The sequence below is a fragment of the Pseudomonas sp. A34-9 genome, assembly GCF_029543085.1.
Taxonomy (GTDB): domain Bacteria; phylum Pseudomonadota; class Gammaproteobacteria; order Pseudomonadales; family Pseudomonadaceae; genus Aquipseudomonas.
This window is the reverse complement of the sequence record NZ_CP119967.1, coordinates 6,468,351-6,486,790: the sequence shown is the minus strand read 5'-3', so window position 1 is coordinate 6,486,790 and position 18,440 is coordinate 6,468,351. Positions and strand designations below refer to the sequence as shown.

Annotated in this window: 20 protein-coding genes and 2 pseudogenes; 9 read left to right on the top strand and 13 right to left on the bottom strand. The window is 58.5% G+C overall.

All coding sequences use genetic code 11. The features are described 5' to 3' along the window. Window positions 1-114: pseudogene (locus P3G59_RS29200) on the top strand (DUF2063 domain-containing protein); the annotation flags it as partial. An 85-nt stretch (window positions 115-199) separates the two neighbouring features. After that, entirely contained in the window at window positions 200-1,387 is a 1,188-nt protein-coding gene (gene cfaB, locus P3G59_RS29195; protein WP_277759920.1) for a C17 cyclopropane fatty acid synthase CfaB, read from the top strand. Between the two features lie 34 nt (window positions 1,388-1,421). Here cfaB and cls read toward each other — a convergent pair whose 3' ends face one another. Next, the gene (gene cls, locus P3G59_RS29190; RefSeq protein ID WP_277759919.1) at window positions 1,422-2,861 is read right to left on the bottom strand and encodes a cardiolipin synthase; all 1,440 of its coding nucleotides are present in this window, start codon (window positions 2,859-2,861) and stop codon (window positions 1,422-1,424) included. Window positions 2,862-2,992: 131 nt separating this feature from the next. On the opposite strand from cls, the gene P3G59_RS29185 reads away from it, so the two are divergent. Further along, window positions 2,993-3,511, top strand: a complete 519-nt coding sequence (locus P3G59_RS29185; RefSeq protein WP_007912033.1) for a DUF3617 domain-containing protein — start codon at window positions 2,993-2,995, stop codon at window positions 3,509-3,511. An 82-nt stretch (window positions 3,512-3,593) separates the two neighbouring features. Here the strand turns inward: P3G59_RS29185 and P3G59_RS29485 are convergent. From P3G59_RS29485 to folE2, 5 genes and pseudogenes are all read right to left on the bottom strand, one after another. After that, window positions 3,594-3,786: pseudogene (locus tag P3G59_RS29485) on the bottom strand (hypothetical protein); the annotation flags it as partial. A gap of 27 nt (window positions 3,787-3,813) precedes the next feature. Further along, on the bottom strand, window positions 3,814-4,689 hold the full coding sequence (locus P3G59_RS29180) for a metal ABC transporter substrate-binding protein (protein WP_277759918.1): 876 nt from the start codon (window positions 4,687-4,689) through the stop codon (window positions 3,814-3,816). Between the two features lie 11 nt (window positions 4,690-4,700). After that, the gene (locus tag P3G59_RS29175) at window positions 4,701-5,567 is read right to left on the bottom strand and encodes a metal ABC transporter permease (RefSeq protein WP_277759917.1); all 867 of its coding nucleotides are present in this window, start codon (window positions 5,565-5,567) and stop codon (window positions 4,701-4,703) included. Next, window positions 5,567-6,235, bottom strand: coding sequence for an ATP-binding cassette domain-containing protein (locus P3G59_RS29170; RefSeq protein WP_277759916.1), 669 nt, complete (start codon window positions 6,233-6,235; stop codon window positions 5,567-5,569). The genes P3G59_RS29175 and P3G59_RS29170 overlap by 1 nt, the downstream gene beginning before the upstream one ends. Beyond that, window positions 6,232-7,128 carry a GTP cyclohydrolase FolE2 gene (folE2, locus tag P3G59_RS29165; RefSeq protein ID WP_277759915.1) on the bottom strand — a complete coding sequence of 299 codons (897 nt, stop codon included), beginning with the start codon at window positions 7,126-7,128 and terminating at the stop codon, window positions 6,232-6,234. Before folE2 ends, P3G59_RS29170 begins: the two co-directional genes overlap by 4 nt. Window positions 7,129-7,212: 84 nt before the next feature. On the opposite strand from folE2, the gene P3G59_RS29160 reads away from it, so the two are divergent. Further along, on the top strand, window positions 7,213-8,415 hold the full coding sequence (locus P3G59_RS29160; RefSeq protein ID WP_277759914.1) for an N-acetylmuramoyl-L-alanine amidase: 1,203 nt from the start codon (window positions 7,213-7,215) through the stop codon (window positions 8,413-8,415). Here P3G59_RS29160 and P3G59_RS29155 read toward each other — a convergent pair. Beyond that, on the bottom strand, window positions 8,412-8,789 hold the full coding sequence (locus tag P3G59_RS29155; protein WP_277759913.1) for a glutamine synthetase: 378 nt from the start codon (window positions 8,787-8,789) through the stop codon (window positions 8,412-8,414). The two genes, P3G59_RS29160 and P3G59_RS29155, sit on opposite strands and share 4 nt — an antisense overlap. Before the next feature lie 219 nt (window positions 8,790-9,008). On the opposite strand from P3G59_RS29155, the gene zigA reads away from it, so the two are divergent. Together zigA and P3G59_RS29145 are read left to right on the top strand one after the other, a co-directional pair. Next, entirely contained in the window at window positions 9,009-10,214 is a 1,206-nt protein-coding gene (zigA, locus tag P3G59_RS29150) for a zinc metallochaperone GTPase ZigA (protein WP_277762218.1), read from the top strand. Then, window positions 10,214-10,858: a DUF1826 domain-containing protein gene (locus tag P3G59_RS29145; protein ID WP_277759912.1), complete on the top strand. Its 645-nt coding sequence runs from the start codon at window positions 10,214-10,216 to the stop codon at window positions 10,856-10,858. Before zigA ends, P3G59_RS29145 begins: the two co-directional genes overlap by 1 nt. Window positions 10,859-10,862: 4 nt before the next feature. Here the strand turns inward: P3G59_RS29145 and P3G59_RS29140 are convergent, their stop codons facing one another. After that, complete coding sequence (locus tag P3G59_RS29140) at window positions 10,863-11,219, bottom strand: NADH:ubiquinone oxidoreductase (protein WP_277759911.1); 357 nt, start codon at window positions 11,217-11,219, stop codon at window positions 10,863-10,865. 30 nt (window positions 11,220-11,249) lie between these two features. Here P3G59_RS29140 and P3G59_RS29135 point away from each other — a divergent pair, with 30 nt between their 5' ends. Then, on the top strand, window positions 11,250-12,215 hold the full coding sequence (locus P3G59_RS29135) for a CobW family GTP-binding protein (RefSeq protein WP_277759910.1): 966 nt from the start codon (window positions 11,250-11,252) through the stop codon (window positions 12,213-12,215). 39 nt (window positions 12,216-12,254) lie between these two features. Here P3G59_RS29135 and P3G59_RS29130 read toward each other — a convergent pair whose 3' ends face one another. After that, the gene (locus P3G59_RS29130) at window positions 12,255-12,668 is read right to left on the bottom strand and encodes a DUF3301 domain-containing protein (protein ID WP_026000521.1); all 414 of its coding nucleotides are present in this window, start codon (window positions 12,666-12,668) and stop codon (window positions 12,255-12,257) included. Between the two features lie 117 nt (window positions 12,669-12,785). Between P3G59_RS29130 and pdxY the strand changes: the two genes are divergently transcribed. Beyond that, the gene (gene pdxY / locus P3G59_RS29125; protein ID WP_277759909.1) at window positions 12,786-13,658 is read left to right on the top strand and encodes a pyridoxal kinase PdxY; all 873 of its coding nucleotides are present in this window, start codon (window positions 12,786-12,788) and stop codon (window positions 13,656-13,658) included. A 127-nt stretch (window positions 13,659-13,785) separates the two neighbouring features. Here the strand turns inward: pdxY and P3G59_RS29120 are convergent, their stop codons facing one another. After that, the gene (locus tag P3G59_RS29120; protein WP_145593770.1) at window positions 13,786-14,268 is read right to left on the bottom strand and encodes an acyl-CoA thioesterase; all 483 of its coding nucleotides are present in this window, start codon (window positions 14,266-14,268) and stop codon (window positions 13,786-13,788) included. Between the two features lie 279 nt (window positions 14,269-14,547). On the opposite strand from P3G59_RS29120, the gene P3G59_RS29115 reads away from it, so the two are divergent. Then, window positions 14,548-16,311: a cation:proton antiporter gene (locus tag P3G59_RS29115; protein ID WP_277759908.1), complete on the top strand. Its 1,764-nt coding sequence runs from the start codon at window positions 14,548-14,550 to the stop codon at window positions 16,309-16,311. Window positions 16,312-16,331: 20 nt separating this feature from the next. Here the strand turns inward: P3G59_RS29115 and P3G59_RS29110 are convergent, their stop codons facing one another. The 3 genes from P3G59_RS29110 to P3G59_RS29100 form a co-directional block, all read right to left on the bottom strand. Then, window positions 16,332-16,739 carry an SMI1/KNR4 family protein gene (locus P3G59_RS29110; RefSeq protein WP_003187120.1) on the bottom strand — a complete coding sequence of 136 codons (408 nt, stop codon included), beginning with the start codon at window positions 16,737-16,739 and terminating at the stop codon, window positions 16,332-16,334. Window positions 16,740-16,877: 138 nt separating this feature from the next. After that, window positions 16,878-17,753, bottom strand: a complete 876-nt coding sequence (locus tag P3G59_RS29105; protein ID WP_277759907.1) for a Tim44 domain-containing protein — start codon at window positions 17,751-17,753, stop codon at window positions 16,878-16,880. A gap of 176 nt (window positions 17,754-17,929) precedes the next feature. Further along, the gene (locus tag P3G59_RS29100; RefSeq protein WP_016984014.1) at window positions 17,930-18,370 is read right to left on the bottom strand and encodes an EamA family transporter; all 441 of its coding nucleotides are present in this window, start codon (window positions 18,368-18,370) and stop codon (window positions 17,930-17,932) included. Between the last annotated feature and the right edge of the window lie 70 nt (window positions 18,371-18,440).

Below are 18,440 nucleotides of genomic sequence, written 5' to 3'. Positions count from 1 at the left end.
GCTGAACTGTGCGCGGCGTTAGCAGTCACTTAGGGTGAGGGCGCGCCACTTCAAGCCGTTACCTGGTTGAAGCAGTGGATTCAGGATGGTTTGCTGGAGCGTCTGCAACGATAGATCAGGCTAATCAAATCGATAGCCTGCTATTTTTCTGGGATGGTCTACCCTCAGATCTTGACGTCTGAAACAAGGGGGATTTTCCATGCTCGCGCAACTTCCACCGGCCTTACAGAATCTGCAGCTTCCGCTTCGCTTGCGACTCTGGGATGGCCATGAGTTCAATCTGGGGCCGGCGCCCAGCGTCACCATCGTGGTCAAGGACCCGCAGATGGTCACCCAGTTCACCCATCCAAGCCTGGATGCGCTCGGCGCGGCATTCGTTGAAGGCAAGCTGGAACTGGAGGGCTCGATCAGCGAGGTCATCCGGGTCTGCGACGAATTGAGCAACGCTTTGCTCGGCGAAGATGAAGACAGTCAGCCAGTGCGTTCGGTGCACGACAAGGAAACCGACGCCAAAGCCATTTCCTATCACTACGACCTGTCCAATGCGTTCTACCAGCTCTGGCTGGACAGCGACATGGCGTATTCCTGCGCGTATTTCGAAACGGGCAGCGAAACCCTTGAGCAGGCGCAGCAAGCCAAATTCCGCCATTTATGCCGCAAGCTGCGCTTGCAGCCAGGCGACTACCTGCTGGATGTCGGTTGCGGCTGGGGTGGGCTGGCGCGGTATGCCGCGCGGGAGTTCGGCGCCAAAGTCTTCGGCATTACCCTGAGCAAGGAACAGCTGGAACTGGCACGCGAACGAGTCAAGGCCGAAGGCCTGGAAGACCAGATCGAACTGCAATTGCTCGACTATCGCGATCTGCCTCAGGACGGGCGTTTCGACAAGGTAGTCAGCGTCGGCATGTTCGAGCACGTTGGCCACGCCAATCTCGCCGAGTACTGCAAAACCCTGTTCGGTGCGGTGAAGGAGGGCGGCCTGGTGATGAACCATGGCATCACCGCCAAACACACCGATGGTCGTCCGGTGGGACGCGGTGCAGGGGATTTCATCGAGAAATACGTATTCCCCAACGGCGAGTTGCCGCACCTTGCGATGATCTCGGCCGAGATCAGCGAAGCGGGGCTGGAGATTGTCGACGTCGAAAGCCTGCGCCTGCATTACGCGCGCACGCTGGATCACTGGAGCGAGCGGCTGGAGGATAACCTTGAAACCGCAGGCAAACTGGTGCCGGATCAGGCGCTACGCATCTGGCGTCTGTACCTGGCCGGCTGTGCTTATGCGTTTGCGCGCGGCTGGATCAATCTGCACCAGATCCTCGCGGTGAAGGCGCATCCGGATGGCAGCCATGAACTGCCGTGGACGCGCGACGATATCTACACCCCTTGATCTCATGCAGCCCTCTCCTTATCGCAGAGGGCTTTCAGAGAATCGGCGAAATCAGCCGGGCGATCCGCATGCCGACTTGTTGCAGGCGGTGGATTTCCCGGCTTTCTTCTTTGTCAACTTCGTAGGCTTGGTCGAAATCTGCGATGAGCATGTTTTCCACGCTGGCGGCGAAGTCACTGTCGACGGTCAGCAGCATCACTTCGAAATTCAACCGGAACGAACGGTTGTCCAGATTGGCGCTGCCGATGGCGCTGATCTCGCTGTCGATCAGCACTACTTTCTGATGAAGGAAACCGGGTTTGTAGCGAAACACCCGCACGCCGGCCCGCACGGCTTCAAATGCGTAGAGACTGGAAGCGGCGTAAACGATGCGATGATCGGGACGCGACGGCAGCAGCAGGCGCACATCGACACCGCGTAAGACCGCCAACCTTAATGCGGCAAATACAGCCTCGTCGGGAATGAAGTAAGGGCTGGTGATCCACACGCGTTCGGTGGCCGCATGGATGGCTTCGACAAAGAACAGCGAGCAGGTTTCGTAAGCATCGGCCGGGCCGCTGGCGAGCAGTTGGCAGAGCACGCCGTCGTCCGGGTATTCATCCGGCAGTATCAGCGGAGGCAAAGTTCGCGCGGCCCAGAACCAGTCCTCGGCAAAGGATTCCTGCATGCACGCGACCACCGGGCCGCGGACCTTCACATGGGTATCGCGCCACGGCGCCAGCGGGGGGTTTTCGCCCATGTATTCATCGCCGACGTTATGCCCGCCGACAAAGCCGACCACGCCGTCGACCACGACGATCTTGCGATGATTACGAAAGTTGACCTGAAAGCGATTGAGCCAGCCGCTACGCGTCGCGAAGGCTTTGACCTCAACGCCGCCATCACGTAACGCTTGCACATAACTGTGGGGCAGGGCATGGCTGCCAATACGGTCGTAGAGAAGATGAATCGCCACGCCTTCGGCGGCTTTCTTCAGCAGCAGATCACGCAGGCGCTGGCCGAGCCGATCATCGTGAATGATGAAAAACTGGATCAGCACCGCTTCTTTCGCCTGATCGATGGCCTGGAAAATCGCCTCGAAGGTGGCCGTGCCGTTTACCAGCAATTGCACTTCATTATTCGCCAGACAAGGCATACGTCCAAGTTTGGGCATCGCCCGTAACGAAGCGTAGGCATTCGAGGCGCGTGCCGTCAGTGCTTCCTCCACCCACGGGCGCCAGTTCAACTCGGAGATGGCCTGACGCATCTGTTCGTTGGCCTGACGTCGCGCGTTGATGTAACCATCAAAGGTGCTGCGGCCGAACACCAGGTACGGAATAAGCGTGAGATAGGGAATGAAGATCAGCGACAATGCCCAGGCAATCGAGCCTTGAGCCGTGCGCACGGTGAGCACCGCGTGAACGGCGGCGATCAAGCCGAGGGTGTGTATCAGGGCGATCAGATAACCGAAAATGTGCGGTCCAAAATAATCCATGGGGCAGCCTTGCTCCGGAAGATTCAATGCTTAACAGACCATGTTCTGTTGCGAATGTCGCTATTTAATTGGTGCATGAACCGAAGCAATCGGCCGACGTCTAACGGCCACTACTGATCAGGAGTTTTTCGATGAACGTTCGTCTGCTGGGTTTGGCGCTGGGCCTGGGTTTGGCATTGCCGGTGGTTGCGCAGGCGCAGATGCTGCAGCCAGGGCTGTGGGAAATGACATCGAGCAACGTCAAGGTCGATGACCAGCCGATGGATGTGCAATCGATCCTCGGCCAACTGCAAGGCCAGATGACCCCGCAACAGCGTGCGGCGCTGGAAAAAAACGGCATCAATATCGGCGGCAAGGGTATCCGGGCGTGTCTGACGCCGGAGCAAGTGGCAACCAACGATATTCCATTGGCCGACCCGCAATCGGGCTGCAAACAACAGATCACCGAGCGCACGGGCAACCAGTGGAAATTCCGTTTCAGTTGCCCGAAAGCCCAGGGCACCGGGGTGGCGACGTTCCTGAGTGATCGTGAGTTCACCACCGTGGCCAACGGCACGTTCAACGCAATCGGAATCAACCAGAAGGGCAGTCTGGAAACTCGTGCAGTCTGGCTGGGCCAGGATTGCGGCGCCGTTAAACCCCGGGCTTAAAGCGTTCCATGCAGGTGCTGCGGCACGCTGCGATCTTTCGATCCTGACTGTAAAAACCAGATCAAAAGATCGCAGCCCCGTTTCAGTCGTCAGCACCTACAGTTGGGTTGTGGGTTAAGCGCATAAACCATAGTGCTAATCCTCGACACCTCATGCACCCGACCTTCCCGCCACGCAAACTGCTCCGAGACAATCGTTGTACTGACCCGATGCCCAAAGCTGCGTCTGGCAAACGGCGTCCATCCGCACTGCGACAGAATGGCTTGCCGTTTCACCTCCGATGCGAGTCGTGGTCTAGCGGATCATGGTTGGCTCAGCGCGTTGTAAAGAGTGTTGAGGTTGTATTCGAACAGACCGGTGAAGGTGCTGGCCGGGCCGCTGGCAGCGAGGGCATCTGAGTAGAGCGTGCCACCCACGTGCGCGCCGCTTTCGTCGGCGATCTGTTTGAGCAGGCGTGGGTCTTTGATGTTTTCCATGAACACCGCTTTGACGTGAGCCTGGCGAATCTGGGTAATCAGTGCAGCGACTTCGGCGGCCGAGGGTTCGCGTTCGGTGGACAAACCTTGCGGCGCCATAAAGTCGATGCCGTACGCCTGGCCGAGATAACCGAAGGCATCGTGGCTGGTGACGATCTTGCGGTTGCCCGGTGGCAGCGCACCGAGCCTGGTTTTGGCTTCGGCGAGCAGGGCGTAGATCTGCTTCAGGTAGGTTTTGCTGTTGCGTTCGTAGTCGGCTTTGTTCGCGGGATCCGCAGCGATCAGTGCATTGGTGATATTGGCGATATACAACTCGGCGTTCGCCAGATTGTGCCAGGCGTGCGGGTCGGGAACGGTTTCGCCATCTTCATTCAGTGAGCGCGGAATCACGCCATGACTGGCACTGACCACTGTGGCTTTGGTCTCGGTGCTGGTCACCAGTCGGTCCAGCCAAGGCTCGAAGCCGAGCCCGTTTTTGATGATCAATTTTGCGTCAAGCAACGCTTTGGCATCGTCCGGTGTCGGCTCGTAGGTGTGCGCGTCGGCGTCCGGGCCGACCATGTTGGTGATCTGGATATGTTCGCCGCCGACCTGATGAACCATGTCGTCGAGAATGCTGAAGCTGGTCACTACCGATAATTTTTCCGCCGCCGACAATGACATCGACAGCATCAGGCTGAACAACACGAGTAGAGCGCGCATCGGGGAACACCTCATGGGGACGTGAGCAAAGGCGGGCGGCGCAACAGACCGTGCACCGGCCCGAACACCACTGACAACAGATAGCCGAGGCCTGCGACCAGCACGATGGCCGGGCCGCTGGGTAGCGAGTAGTAGAACGACAGCAGCAAGCCGAACCACACCGAGAGGCATCCGATGACGGCTGCGATCGCAATCAGGATCGGCAGACGACGGCTCCAGAATCGTGAGGCTGCGGCGGGGAGCATCATCAGTCCGACCACCATCAGGGCGCCGATGGCCTGGAAGCCGATCACCAGATTGAGTACCACCAGAGTCAGGAAGACGCCGTGGGCGAGTGGGCCGAGGCGGCTCACGGTTCTCAAGAACAAAGGGTCGAGGGTGTCGAGCAACAGTGGTTTGTAGATCAGCGCCATGGCAATCAGGCTGAAAGCCGAGACCCACAACATTCCGGTGAGGGTTGGGCCGTCGACGGCCAATGCTGAGCCAAACAGCAAGTGAAGCAAGTCGAGACGTTTGCCAGCGATGCCGAGAATCAGCACGCCGCAGGCAAGGGATATTGGGTAGATTGCGGCGAGGCTGGCGTCTTCACGCAGGCCAGTGCGGCGGGTGATCCAGGCGGCAAGGCCGGCCATGCTCAGTCCGGCCCCGAGACCGCCGAGCGTCAGTGCCGGCAGGCTGAGTCCGGCAAACCAGAAACCCAGTGCGGCGCCGGGAAGTATGCCGTGGGCCACTGCATCACCGATCAGGCTCATCCGTCGCAGAATCAAGAACACGCCGAGCGGTGCGGTACTGCAAGCGAGTACCAGGCCGCCGAGCAGGGCGCGGCGCATGAACACGAACTCGTTGAACGGCTGCCAGAAGTGGGCGACGGCGAGCATTAGGCCACCTGCGTGCGAGGTGTTTGCTGGATCAGCTCGACGCTCGCGCCGAACACGCACTGGCTGTTTTTGATCAGCAAGGTTTGTGGTATGTGTTGGCGCACGGCGGCAAGGTCGTGGCACACCACGATCAGCGTTCGCCCTTCACCATGCCAGGTGTGGATGTGCTGCCAGAGCAACTGCTGACCGGATTCATCGAGCGCGGCGTGGGGTTCGTCGAGCAGCAGCACGGGCGCGTCGGTCAGGCTCAGCCGAGCGAGCAGGGCGCGTTGCAGTTCGCCACCGGACAGAGCCATGAGGGGACGATGCTCGAGTCCACTCAGGTGCCAGTTCGCCAGTGCATCTTTCAGGCGCTGGTTTCGTAGTTGGGTCGATAGTCTTCGTCCCCAGAAACCAGCGGCAACCAGTTCTTCGAGGCTGATGGGGAATTGACGATCCAGATGTTGTTGCTGGGGCAGGAAGGACAATCCGCTTTGACGTGGAACACTCAGGCCGACATTGCCGGCCAATGGTTTTTGCAGCCCGGCGATCACTTTCAGCAGGCTGCTTTTGCCACAGCCGTTGGCGCCGATGATTGCCGTCAGGCTGCCGCTGTCGAGCTCGAGGCTCAGTGGCGCAGTCAGTGGTTGGCCGGGCGCGCCCCAACTCAGCGATTGGCAGCGGATCATGCTTGCTCACGCTGCCAGTGGCTTTCGGCGATGGCGTCATGGGCGTGCAGGCTTTCGGCGTGAATCACTCGCAGATGGAATGCACGGACTCCCGGGGTGCGACGCAGTGCCAGATTTAGACGGCGCGCTGCGTCTTCACAGAACATCAGGTTCTGGCCGTTGGCGAGGGCGAAGGCTTGTTCGTCCGCGCGTTTCACTGCGGTCTGTACGGCGGTGCCAAGGGCCGCTTCGGCGTCATTGATGATCACGCTCAATGGGAGCTCATCTATGAACTCGTCGAGATGTAGATGCAGTTGCGCGGTGCTGCGCTGACTGTGAGGCGTGGCAACGATGCCGTGTGTCGAGCCTAACCAAGCCAGAACGTCGGCGTGCTGAAGGCCTTTGTTGGCGAAGTCGTTGATGAATTGTTGCTGGATCAACTGCCGCGCCAAAGCCGCGGAGCAAGGGCAAGTGGAAGAGTAGGGCACTTCAATTTTCAGTTCCACGTGGAACATATTGCTTTTCAGGCTTGCCGAAATTCTCGTTGGATAGGATTTCCAGCCAGCCAATGGACTGACTAACGCAGGCCTTTTAATCAGCAGATCGGTGTGAATATTCAGGTAAGCACGGTTGGATAAACCTTCGTGACTTTCCAGAAAACGCTTGAGTACCTGGTGCAGAAGGGCGGGTGTCAGACGCTCATGTTCGAGCGCTTCCAGAGCCAAATACAGCCGCGACATGTGAATGCCACGCGCCTCGCCGTCATCCAGATTCACTCCAGCATCAGCCTTGGCACTCAGGTGTTGGCCTTCCAACAAAACAGGTAATGCGATGCCGTGCATGCCTACCCATTCGAGTGGCAAAACTTGGCGAGTGGCCTGCGCAGCAATATCCGGGAGTGAAAGCGAATTCATGTTCGGGACCATCATGGTGATTCAATTCGATGTTACATTATAACAATTCAAATCACTATGTCTTTTTCATGAACGGGTTTTCATATGCACAGACGTCAGGTGCTCAATCTGATTTTGGCCAGCGCTGCTTTCGTTTTGCCCTTCAGCGTATCGGCTACGCAAATTCGTCAGGCGCGACTTTGGCGATCTGAGGAAAAGCTGCGGTTGGTGTTCGATTTGAGTGGCCCGGTCCGCTACAAGACCTTCACGCTCAGTGCGCCGGAACGGCTAATCATTGACGTGAGTGGCGCTAGCTTGAGCGGAGATTTCAGTCAGATGGCACTAGATGGCTCGGTTATACGGTCGATCCGATCCGGGCCGTTTGGTCTGGGAAATACGAGGATTGTTCTCGACCTGAGCAAACCCGTGCTGCTGAATAGTTTCCTTTTGGCGCCGCAGAATGGGCAAAGCCATCGCTTGGTTCTGGATTTGGTCAGCGCGAAACCGATGGCAATAGCCCCAAAGGTTCCACGTGAAACACCGCAGATTAGTGCTCATCCGAAGCGCGACATCATCGTAGTCGTCGACCCGGGACATGGCGGCAAGGACCCCGGTGCGGTTGGCGCCAAGGGCGAACGGGAAAAAGATGTAGTGCTTTCCATCGCGCAGTTGCTCGCTAAACGCCTGAAAAAAGAGAAAGGCTTTGACGTAAAACTGGTGCGCAATGACGAGTTTTTCGTTCCGTTGCGCAAGCGTGTGGAGATCGCCAGGCAGCACAAGGCCGACATGTTTATCTCGGTACATGCCGACGCGGCGCCGCGCCTGACCGCTTCTGGCGCATCGGTTTATTGCTTGTCCGAGGGTGGCGCGACTTCTGCGACTGCGCGCTTCATGGCGCAGCGAGAGAATGGTGCAGACCTGCTCGGTGCGACAAGTCTGCTCAATTTGAAGGACAAGGATCCGATGCTCGCCGGGGTGATTCTCGACATGTCGATGAACGCGACAATCGCCGCCAGTTTGCAGCTTGGCAGCACGGTGCTGAGCAGTCTTGCCGGTATCACCACTCTGCACCAGAAGCGTGTGGAGCAAGCGGGTTTTGCAGTACTGAAATCACCCGATGTGCCTTCAATTCTGGTGGAAACCGGCTTCATTTCCAATGTGCGCGACAGTCAGCGTCTGGTCACCGCTCGGCATCAGCAAGCCGTGGCAGACGGGTTGTTTAAAGGATTGCAGCGCTATTTTGAAAAGAATCCTCCCGTTGACAGCTACCTTGCCTGGCAGCAAGAGCAGCAAAAAGCACAGGTCTAACATCCGGTAATCCGGCTGCAGGTGAACTTTGCGCTGCTGCCGCCTGAACTGGAGAAGCGATTGATCGTCGTCCAGCCAACACGTCGGGTGTAGCCCACCCAGGCTTCGCCGTCAGAAGCAATGCCGGTGAAGAACGTCAGTTGGCCGAAACGGCTGTTGGTTTGCGCCCAATAACGCTGGCCAGTTTTTTCAAATCCACGCAGATAAAGCGTGCTGCCGACGGTGTTGACACTGTAGGCGTTGCCGTCGGCATCGACGCAGGCCAACAGATTTGCGCTGCGTGTGCAGGTCGCAAGTGCCGGTACCTGAGCTGATGCGTTGCCGATCATCAACAATCCAAGGCTCAACAACGCAGATTTCAGCGCAGTTTTCATTTCGAGTTCCGGGGTGGTTTCCGCTCAGCTTCCTGTGGTTCGTCGTTCAGGACAAGAGGGGGCTGGTTTATATCCATTGTTATACTATAACATAAATACTAACCGAGCCTGAGCGGGCCGATTTCAAGCGTTTATTTTCAGCGAGCCCTTCGCATGAAACATAAAAACGCCAAGCGCAAGCAAAACGCTAATCGGCTGCCATTTAAAGAGGATTATCCAATGTCAGCCGAGTTGCCCGTCACCGTACTTTCAGGATTTCTGGGTGCTGGAAAGAGTACGCTTTTGAATTACGTACTACGTAATCGCAAGGGACTTCGTGTAGCCGTCATCGTCAATGATATGAGCGAGATCAATATCGATGGCAGCGAAGTACAGCGAGATGTCAGCCTGAACCGCGCAGAAGAAAAAATCGTGGAAATGAGCAATGGCTGTATCTGCTGTACGTTACGCGAAGATCTGCTCGAAGAAGTCAGCAAACTCGCTCGCGAGGGCCGCTTCGATTATTTGCTCATCGAATCCACCGGAATCTCAGAACCATTGCCCGTGGCCGAAACCTTTACCTTCCGTGATGAGCAGGGCCAAAGCCTCTCCGACATCGCGCGCCTCGATACTATGGTCACTGTAGTTGACGGTATGAATTTTCTGCCGGACTACCAGGCAGCGGAAAGCCTCGCCTCCCGGGGCGAGATTCTCGGCGAGGAAGACGAACGCTCCATCACCGACCTGTTGATCGAACAAATCGAATTCGCCGACGTGCTGTTGATCAGCAAGATCGACTTGATCAGCCAGTGCGAGCGGGAAGAGCTGATCGCCATCCTCAAACGCCTTAATGCCCAAGCCGAAATCATCCCGATGGTGATGGGCGAGGTGCCGCTGGAGAAAGTCCTCAATACCGGTCGTTTCGACTTTGAAAGGGCCGCGCAAGCACCAGGCTGGCTACTGGAGTTGCGCGGTGAGCACGTGCCGGAAACTGACGAGTACGGCATCGCTTCAACCGCGTACCGCGCGCGTCGCCCGTTTCACCCGCAACGCTTTTTCAGCTTCATCGATCGTCCGTGGCTGAACGGCAAACTGCTGCGCTCCAAAGGCTTCTTCTGGCTCGCGAGCAAACCCACCGACGCCGGTAGCTGGTCGCAGGCCGGCGGATTGATGCGCCACGGTTTTGCCGGACGCTGGTGGCGTTTTGTGCCAAAAAACCAATGGCCGCAAGATCAGGAAAGCACCGCAGCCATCATGGAAAACTGGGAGCCGAGCGTAGGAGATTGCCGCCAGGAACTGGTGTTCATCGGGCAGAACATCGATTTCCTAGAGCTCTCTGCCGAACTCGATGCTTGCCAGCTCACCGATGAAGAAATGGCGCTCGGTGTCGAAGGCTGGCGATTGTTGCCAGATCCGTTCGGTCCTTGGCACGAGGAGGCCGCCTGATGCTCGCGCTTAAACTGCAGCAGAACCGTACGCGCCACCAGCATCAAGGCCCGACACCGAAGGCGCTGACGCGAATTCTCGAAGACGACACCAATCTTGCCGTCTGGCAACGCCAACTGCCGTTGCACATCAGCGATTTCGCCCAGTTACTTCTGTCGCTCAACGAACCGCTGGCGGAGTCGTTGTGCCTGGAGTTGCCGAGTGAGGACGCGGAGCCTGATCTCACCGGACTGGCTTCAGGATTTCGCGATCTGGAAGGCTATGAGGGCTTCCTCGCCGACCTGAAATGGTTAGTGAGCGCCTTCGCCTGCTTGCTCGGTGCGCGGCGCATCGGCCTGCGCCTGCGCTTGCTGGATAAAGCCATGTGCCCGCGCTTCCATGTCGATCATGTGCCGGTGCGGCTGATCACAACCTACGCCGGCGTCGGCAGCCAATGGCTCAAGGAAGGCGCGATGGATCGACAACAACTGGGGCAGGCCAACGCCGAGCCGCACATACACATCCAGCAACTCGGAAGGGGTGACGTGGCGCTGTTGAAAGGCGAGAAATGGCATGGCAATGAAGGCTTCGGCCTGATTCACCGCTCGTCGCAACCGGGCGCGGGCGAGCGTCGCCTGATACTGACCCTCGACTGGCTCGGCTGATGCCTCAAGGCTTGAGCCACGAACCCTGGCTCTGGCCTTCGCAGTACGGCTTCAGATATGCAGCATCAGTGGCGACGCCGTAATAGTGGATATCCTGGCGATAAGGCATATTGGCGACTTGCGCGTTGCTGCACACGCCGAACGCTCCGCCCGGGCATTGATCGACATACTGCACTTCGACTTTCTGTCCGGCCAGCGTTGGCTGGCAGAAACCGTCGTTGAACAGTTTCTGCGGAATATTGCGGTTCTGCTGACAGACTTTGACGTCGAGCCGCTCGCCCTGACTGTGCACTACGCAGGCCTGAGCCCACGCTTCGCTCGACAGCAGCGTCAACAGCAACGACCATCCCATCCAACGCATCTTTTGAATCCCCCAAGAAAGCTCACGGTCATGTTGCAGAACATTCCTACCCATGTCATTGCTGGCCCTTTGGGTGCCGGCAAGACCAGCCTGATTCGCCAGCTCATGGCTCAGCGGTCGGCCGGCGAGCGCTGGGCGGTGCTGATCAACGAGTTCGGCCAGATCGGCCTCGATGCCGCGCTGCTGGCGAGTGATGCCGATGGTATCGCACTGGGCGAAGTGGCCGGGGGCTGCCTGTGCTGCGTCAATGGCGCGCCTTTTCAGATCGGCCTCGGGCGGTTGTTGCGCAAGGCGAAGCCGGATCGGCTGTTCATCGAACCGTCCGGGTTGGGCCATCCGGCGCAGTTGATTAAACAATTGAATGAAGCGCCGTGGCTCGGTGTGCTGGCGCTGCAGCCGTGTGTTCTGGTGCTGGATGCTCAGGCGCTCCGGGCTGGAAAAGCATTGCCGGCAGCTCAGCAGGAAGCGTTGGCCGGTGCGGGTTTGTTGCTGCTGAACAAGGCGGAAAACCTTGCTGAAAGTGAACGGCAGAAAATAACCAGCCTGTTGCCGCCAGTCAGGCTGATATGGACGCAACAGGCGCAACTGTCCCTGAGCGAACTTCCCGGCCTGGCTGCGCAAGCGGTCAATGGTTTGGACAGTCTGATCGTGCCCAAGGGATCAGGACAAATGCCGGCCATCTGGAGCGATCCGACGATACCGATCTGCTTGAGTCAGGCCCAGGAGGGTGGCTGGAGTATCGGTTGGCGTTGGCATCCGGGGCAAAAGTTCGACAAGGCACGGATCGCCGATTGGCTAAACGGGCTTCATTGGAAGAGAGCGAAGCTGGTTATCCACTGCGCAGATGGCTGGGTTTCGGCGAATGCGCCGGAGAATGCGGAGTTGGTTTGGCATAGCAGTGAATGGCGCAAAGATTCGCGCATCGAGCTGATCTTTGCTGAGGCGCAGGATATTGAGGGGTTGCAGCGTGGATTGTCGGGATGCCGGGCGGATTAGATCAAAAGATCGCAGCCTCCGGCTGCTCCTGCATGGCCGTCAGGGCTTCCACTTGGTGTGTTCCTGGCGCCACTGGCTTAGCTCGATGACCTCCGCTCGAGGCTTGTGCACCTCAACCACCGGCGGCGTGTCGTCGAACGGTGCCGGGTAGGGCGCCAGTTCGATCTGCGCACTGTGCGCGCCAAACTGGGTGATGGTGCCGTTATGGCGGGTTTCGCCGGTCACGGTGAACTCAAAGTTATACACCCGCGCCAGTCGTCGGCGACCGTTGGCGTCCTTGATGAACCCGATCTTCTTCAGCGCGACGTTGCCGTCGAGCAACTCGACCCGCACGTTCAGGCAATGCTGTTTGACCCGCTCCAGCGCCCGTTCGCGCAAGCCGTGGTTGTGCCATAGCCAGGCGCCGGCAGCGGCGAACAGTATCAGCACGAAGATGTTTTCCAGGGTCAGCATCAACATCGAACTCCAAAAGATAGCGTCAGCTTAACTGCGTCGCCGGTCTGTCGTACAGGCTGCGTTTCGTCGCATACTGCGCGGCTTGAATTTCAATCGTTTTACGGAATGACCCGAATGAAACGTACGCCTCATCTGCTCGCCATTCAGTCTCATGTGGTGTTCGGCCACGCCGGTAACAGCGCCGCGGTTTTTCCGATGCAACGGGTCGGGGTCAATGTCTGGCCGCTCAACACTGTGCAGTTTTCCAACCACACCCAGTACGGCCAATGGGCCGGCGAAGTGTTGGCGCCGCAGCAGATTCCCGAGCTGGTCGAAGGCATCGCTGCGATTGGCGAGCTGGGCAATTGCGATGCGGTGCTGTCCGGATACCTCGGTAGCGCGGCGCAAGGCCGGGCGATTCTCAGCGGTGTCGAACGCATCAAGTCGGTCAATCCGAAAGCGCTTTATCTATGTGATCCGGTGATGGGCCATCCGGAGAAGGGTTGCAGCGTGCCGACCGAGGTCAGCGATTTCCTCCTGCAAGAGGCGGCGGCCGTGGCGGACATCATGTGCCCGAACCAGTTGGAGCTGGACAGCTTTTCCGGGCGCAAGCCGCAATCGTTGTTCGATTGCCTGGCGATGGCGCGGGCACTGTTGGCACGCGGGCCGAAAGCGGTGCTGGTCAAGCATCTGGATTATCCGGGCAAACCAGCCGATGGCTTTGAAATGTTGCTGGTGACAGCCGAAGGCAGCTGGCATCTGCGCCGTCCGCTGCTGGCGTTTCCGCGTCAGCCCGTGGGCGTGGGCGATCTGACGTCTGGCCTGTTTCTGGCGCGGGTACTGTTGGGCGATAGCCTGGTGGCGGCGTTCGAATTCACCGCGGCGGCGGTGCATGAGGTGCTGCTGGAGACTCAGGCGTGCGCCAGTTATGAGTTGCAACTGGTGCGGGCGCAGGACCGGATTGCGCATCCACGGGTGAAGTTCGAGGCAACCGCGATCAGTCTGTAAGACCGCGCTGCCCCCATTCGCGAGCAAGCTCGCTCCCACATTTGGTTTTGTGTACGCCACAGATCCAGTGTGGGAGCGAGCTGGCTCGCGAAGGCTAAAGCTCAGACAGCATCAATTCAAAGACTGATCAGGCGTCGCCCTTGATCTCCTGATAGCGCTTCTCCAGCTCCTGGCGAATCTGCCGGCGCTGCTGCGCCTGAATATAGCGGCGCTTGTCTTCACTGTTCTGCGGTTGCAGCGGCGGCACGGCGGCCGGCTTACGCTGGTCATCCACGGCGACCATAGTGAAGAAGCAGCTGTTGGTGTGGCGCACTGAGCGTTCGCGGATGTTTTCGGTCACCACTTTGATGCCGACTTCCATCGACGTGTTACCGGTGTAGTTGACCGAAGCGAGGAAGGTCACCAGTTCGCCGACATGGATCGGCTCGCGGAAAATCACCTGATCCACCGACAACGTCACCACGTAGCGGCCGGCATAGCGGCTCGCGCAGGCGTAGGCCACTTCGTCGAGGTATTTGAGCAGGGTGCCGCCGTGGACATTGCCAGAGAAGTTGGCCATGTCGGGGGTCATCAGTACCGTCATCGACAGCTGGGCGTTTCCGGGTTCCATAACGTTCTCACGGATCAAGGCTGGTTGCTGGAAGCACCTCTGCGGGTGCCTGGTCGCTTTTCTAAAGCACCGTTATCGGGACGCCGGGCGACTCGCCGCCGTCACGCCGGAATCGATCTGTTTCCATATATTGCACCGCCTTCCAGCCGGAAGTCGCGGTGTTACCCTGCAAAAGCCCGCCTCAAGGGCAATTCCCACATCAAAAGCGGATTTTTACTTAGCTCGCCCAGACTTTTCTGACGTCTGCCCGCGAGCCTTGTCATTCAAGGAGCCCACGCCATGCATGCCATCAGTTTTATTCAGGATCTGGCAGTGATCATGTTGGTCGCAGGTGTGGTGACCGTGTTGTTTCATCGCTTCAAGCAGCCGGTGGTGCTCGGCTATATCGTCGCCGGATTCATCATCGGCCCGCACACTCCGCCGTTCGGCCTGATCCACGACGAAGAAACCATCAAGACCCTCGCTGAGCTTGGAGTGATTTTCCTGATGTTCTGCCTCGGGCTGGAGTTCAGCCTGCGCAAGTTGTTCAAGGTCGGTGCCACGGCGTTTATTGCGGCGTTCCTCGAAATCGTCCTGATGATCTGGATCGGCTATGAAATCGGCCGCTGGTTCGACTGGAACACCATGGACTCGCTGTTCCTCGGCGCAATCCTGGCGATTTCCTCGACCACCATCATCGTCAAGGCGCTCAATGACCTGAAGATGAAGAATGAGCGTTTTGCGCAGTTGATCTTCGGCGTGCTGATCGTCGAAGACATCCTCGGTATCGGCATCATTGCGCTGCTTTCCAGCATTGCCGTCAGCGGTACCGTCAGCTCCGGTGAAGTGTTTTCCACGGTCGGCAAGCTGTCGCTGTTCATGATCGTCGCGTTGGTCATCGGCATTCTGCTGGTGCCGCGTTTGCTGGCTTACGTGGCCAAATTCGAAAGCAACGAGATGCTGTTGATCACTGTGCTGGGCCTGTGTTTCGGCTTTTGCCTGCTGGTGGTCAAGCTTGAATACAGCATGGTGCTCGGAGCGTTCCTGATCGGCGCGATCATGGCCGAGTCGCGGCAATTGCTGAAGATCGAGCGGCTGATCGAGCCGGTTCGCGATCTGTTCAGTGCGATCTTCTTCGTTGCCATCGGCCTGATGCTCGATCCGATGATTCTTCTCGAATATGCGTGGCCGATTGCGGTGATCACCGTGGCGGTTGTGCTCGGCAAGATGTTCTCCTGCGGCCTCGGGGCCTTTATCGCCGGCAATGACGGACGCACCTCACTGCGCGTCGGGATGGGGCTGTCACAGATTGGCGAATTTTCCTTCATCATCGCCGCGCTTGGTATGACCTTGCAGGTCACCAGTAACTTCCTCTATCCGGTCGCTGTCGCCGTGTCGGTGATCACCACGCTGCTGACACCGTATCTGATTCGCGCGGCCGATCCGCTGTCGATCAAATTGTCGGCGGCCGTGCCCAAGCGTCTCGGTCGTGTGCTGGGCATGTACGGTGAATGGTTGCGCAGTATCCAGCCGCAAGGCGAGGGCGCGATGCTGGCGTCGATTATCCGCAAGATTTTGCTCCAGGTCGGGGTCAATCTGGCGTTGGTGATTGCGATCTTCTTTAGCGGGGCATTCTTCGCTGAACGCCTCTCGGCCTGGCTACAGGACTGGATCAGCGATCCGAGCTGGCAGAAGGCGTTGATCTGGGGCGGCGCGTTGCTGGTCTCGCTGCCGTTTTTGATTGCGGCGTATCGCAAGCTCAAGGCATTGTCGATGCTGCTGGCTGAGATGGGCGTGAAGCCGGAGATGGCCGGGCGTCACACGCAGCGAGTGCGCCGGGTGATCTCCGAAGTGATCCCGATTCTCTCGCTGCTGGTGATTTTCCTGTTGTTGGCAGCCTTGTCGGCCAGTATTTTGCCGACCAACAAGTTGCTGGTACTGATCGCCGTGGTCGCGGCCGCCGTGGCGGCGCTGCTCTGGCGCTGGTTCATCCGCGTGCACACGCGGATGCAGGTGGCGCTGCTGGAAACCCTCGATAACCACAAGGAGTCGTCGGGGCATTGACCACCCGGGGCGGCTGGCGATCAGCTTTCCAGCCAGACGTCCCGCGCCCAGTGCCACACCGATTCCCAGGTTTCCTCGGCAATCAACTCTTCTTCGGCCTGCCACAGCACCACCGTGCCATCCTCCTCGACACAGTAGTAGTCGTCGCCGTCCTGACAGATTGGAATCAGGCTGCGATCAACACCGGCATCCCAGGCGTTGGCGGCAACATCCGGCAAGTAGGTGTGGGATTGTGGGTCGGTGACAGTCACCGGTTCGAGGCTGCCATAAACCACATCGCTGACGGTCAGCAAAAACTCTCTGAAGACAAACGGAATGTCGATGAACAGTTGTTCTTCGATTTCGACCAGCAGATCTTCGTCAGGCAACTCCAAAGGAACCGGCACGGGTTCGTTGGCTTCACGCAGTTGTTCGATGATTTCTTCCATGTCCGGGATCCTCTTGCTTGAATGGCGCGGTTTATATGGGCCAGTTTATACAGTAGCTCGCTATAGATGCAACCGCGAAATAGAAAACCCCAGCCGAGGCTGGGGTTTTTTATTACGGCAGGTGACGCCTGGAAGGGATCAGCCGTTCTGGCGGATACCGGCGACCAGCCAAGGCTGGTTGTCGCCCTGCGGACGCTCCATGTTCCAGCTTTCGCTGAACACTTCGCCCTGGTCGAAGCGCGAGGTCTTCGATACACCGTTGAAGGTCAGGGTCGCGATGGTCTTGTCGGCACGGTCATCGACGCCGTCCAGTTGTACCTGGAGGTTGTCGATGTAGGTCGACTGGAACGCGTCGCCCAGATCCGCACGCTCACGCTTGAGGAACTCGAGCATTTGCGGGGTTACGAACTCGGCGATCTTGTCCATTTCGTTGGCGTCCCAGTGCTGTTGCAGTGCCTGGAAGTGGCTGCGTGCAGCTTCAAGGAAGCGCTCTTCGTTGAACCAGGCCGGCGCGTTGATTACCGGACGAGCGGCAACCGGTGCGGCCGAACCACCGAAGATCGAACCCATGGCCGCAGGCTTCTGCTCGAACACTTCACGCTGCATTGGCGCGCCGGCCGGAGCGAATTGCTCCTGCTGCTTGCGTCGACGCGCGGCAATGAAGCGGAAGATCACGAACGCGATCACGGCCATGATCAGGATGTCGAAGATCTGCATGCCCTGGAAGCCGCCACCCATGAACATGGACGCGAGCAGGCCACCGGCGGCGATACCGGCCAGTGGGCCGAGCCATTTCGAAGCACCGCCGGCCTTGGCCGCAGCGCCTGCGGCACCGGCAGCACCTGCGGTCGCAGCAGCGCCGCCGACACCTGGAGAAGAAGGAGCCATCTGGCTGGTCTGGTGCGTCGGCGCAGCGCCGGCGCTTTTGCCACCACCAAAGCGCTTGGCGTTGGCGTCGAGGCTCATCGTCAGGCCGATGCACAACGCCATGGCGATGCTAAGAAAACGTTTCATAAAGGGAATTCCCGTTTGTGGAGACACGCGCGCCATGTTGCACAGCTGAAGTGTTACTGGCTAGCGAGAGAGTGTTTCGGGCTTTTGCCTGACAGGTTACGTTCAGCTCGGTCGGGGCAATAAGGCCATGTACTTTTGTCTGTAGGAAATCGAGACAGGTTCAGTGAGAAATCTGCTTAGCGACGAAACGCCAGCATCACCACACCGGCGGTAATCAGGCCGATACCGCCCCACTGGCGCAGATCAAGTTTCTCGCCTAGCAGGATCACGCCGAGCACCGCCACCAGCACCACACTGAGTTTATCCACCGGCGCGACCAGTGAGGCCGGGCCGACCTTCAACGCGCGGAAGTAGCACAACCACGACGCGCCCGTGCCCAGTCCGGACAACAGCAGGAACAGGTAGCTCTTGGCGGATATCGATCCTAATGACTGATATTGGCCCGTTGCGTACAAAATCAAGGCCAGGCTGACCAGTACCACGATCGTGCGCAATAGAGTGGCGAAGTCGGAATTGACGTTTTCGATGCCGACTTTCGCGAAGATCGCCGTCAATGCGGCGAAAGTGGCCGAGAGCAGGGCCCAGAATGTCCAGGAAGAAAAGAAGCCCGAGCCCATGTTGTTGCCTCCAGTGTTCGTGTCCGATCGTTCCCACGCTCTGCGTGGGAACGATGAGCAACGACGGGCT

Bases quoted from the DNA above. Each gene is read 5' to 3' on its own strand.
- P3G59_RS29155 (WP_277759913.1), bottom strand. From the start codon at position 8,789: ATGAAAACTGCGCTGAAATCTGCGTTGTTGAGCCTTGGATTGTTGATG.
- P3G59_RS29160 (WP_277759914.1), top strand. From the start codon at position 7,213: ATGCACAGACGTCAGGTGCTCAATCTGATTTTGGCCAGCGCTGCTTTC.
- pdxY (WP_277759909.1), top strand. From the start codon at position 12,786: ATGAAACGTACGCCTCATCTGCTCGCCATTCAGTCTCATGTGGTGTTC.
- P3G59_RS29105 (WP_277759907.1), bottom strand. From the start codon at position 17,753: ATGAAACGTTTTCTTAGCATCGCCATGGCGTTGTGCATCGGCCTGACG.
- P3G59_RS29110 (WP_003187120.1), bottom strand. From the start codon at position 16,739: ATGGAAGAAATCATCGAACAACTGCGTGAAGCCAACGAACCCGTGCCG.
- P3G59_RS29115 (WP_277759908.1), top strand. From the start codon at position 14,548: ATGCATGCCATCAGTTTTATTCAGGATCTGGCAGTGATCATGTTGGTC.
- P3G59_RS29120 (WP_145593770.1), bottom strand. From the start codon at position 14,268: ATGGAACCCGGAAACGCCCAGCTGTCGATGACGGTACTGATGACCCCC.
- P3G59_RS29145 (WP_277759912.1), top strand. From the start codon at position 10,214: ATGCTCGCGCTTAAACTGCAGCAGAACCGTACGCGCCACCAGCATCAA.
- cfaB (WP_277759920.1), top strand. From the start codon at position 200: ATGCTCGCGCAACTTCCACCGGCCTTACAGAATCTGCAGCTTCCGCTT.
- P3G59_RS29140 (WP_277759911.1), bottom strand. From the start codon at position 11,219: ATGCGTTGGATGGGATGGTCGTTGCTGTTGACGCTGCTGTCGAGCGAA.
- P3G59_RS29185 (WP_007912033.1), top strand. From the start codon at position 2,993: ATGAACGTTCGTCTGCTGGGTTTGGCGCTGGGCCTGGGTTTGGCATTG.
- P3G59_RS29180 (WP_277759918.1), bottom strand. From the start codon at position 4,689: ATGCGCGCTCTACTCGTGTTGTTCAGCCTGATGCTGTCGATGTCATTG.
- P3G59_RS29135 (WP_277759910.1), top strand. From the start codon at position 11,250: ATGTTGCAGAACATTCCTACCCATGTCATTGCTGGCCCTTTGGGTGCC.
- P3G59_RS29175 (WP_277759917.1), bottom strand. From the start codon at position 5,567: ATGCTCGCCGTCGCCCACTTCTGGCAGCCGTTCAACGAGTTCGTGTTC.
- P3G59_RS29170 (WP_277759916.1), bottom strand. From the start codon at position 6,235: ATGATCCGCTGCCAATCGCTGAGTTGGGGCGCGCCCGGCCAACCACTG.
- P3G59_RS29130 (WP_026000521.1), bottom strand. From the start codon at position 12,668: ATGCTGACCCTGGAAAACATCTTCGTGCTGATACTGTTCGCCGCTGCC.
- P3G59_RS29100 (WP_016984014.1), bottom strand. From the start codon at position 18,370: ATGGGCTCGGGCTTCTTTTCTTCCTGGACATTCTGGGCCCTGCTCTCG.
- folE2 (WP_277759915.1), bottom strand. From the start codon at position 7,128: ATGAATTCGCTTTCACTCCCGGATATTGCTGCGCAGGCCACTCGCCAA.
- cls (WP_277759919.1), bottom strand. From the start codon at position 2,861: ATGGATTATTTTGGACCGCACATTTTCGGTTATCTGATCGCCCTGATA.
- zigA (WP_277762218.1), top strand. From the start codon at position 9,009: ATGTCAGCCGAGTTGCCCGTCACCGTACTTTCAGGATTTCTGGGTGCT.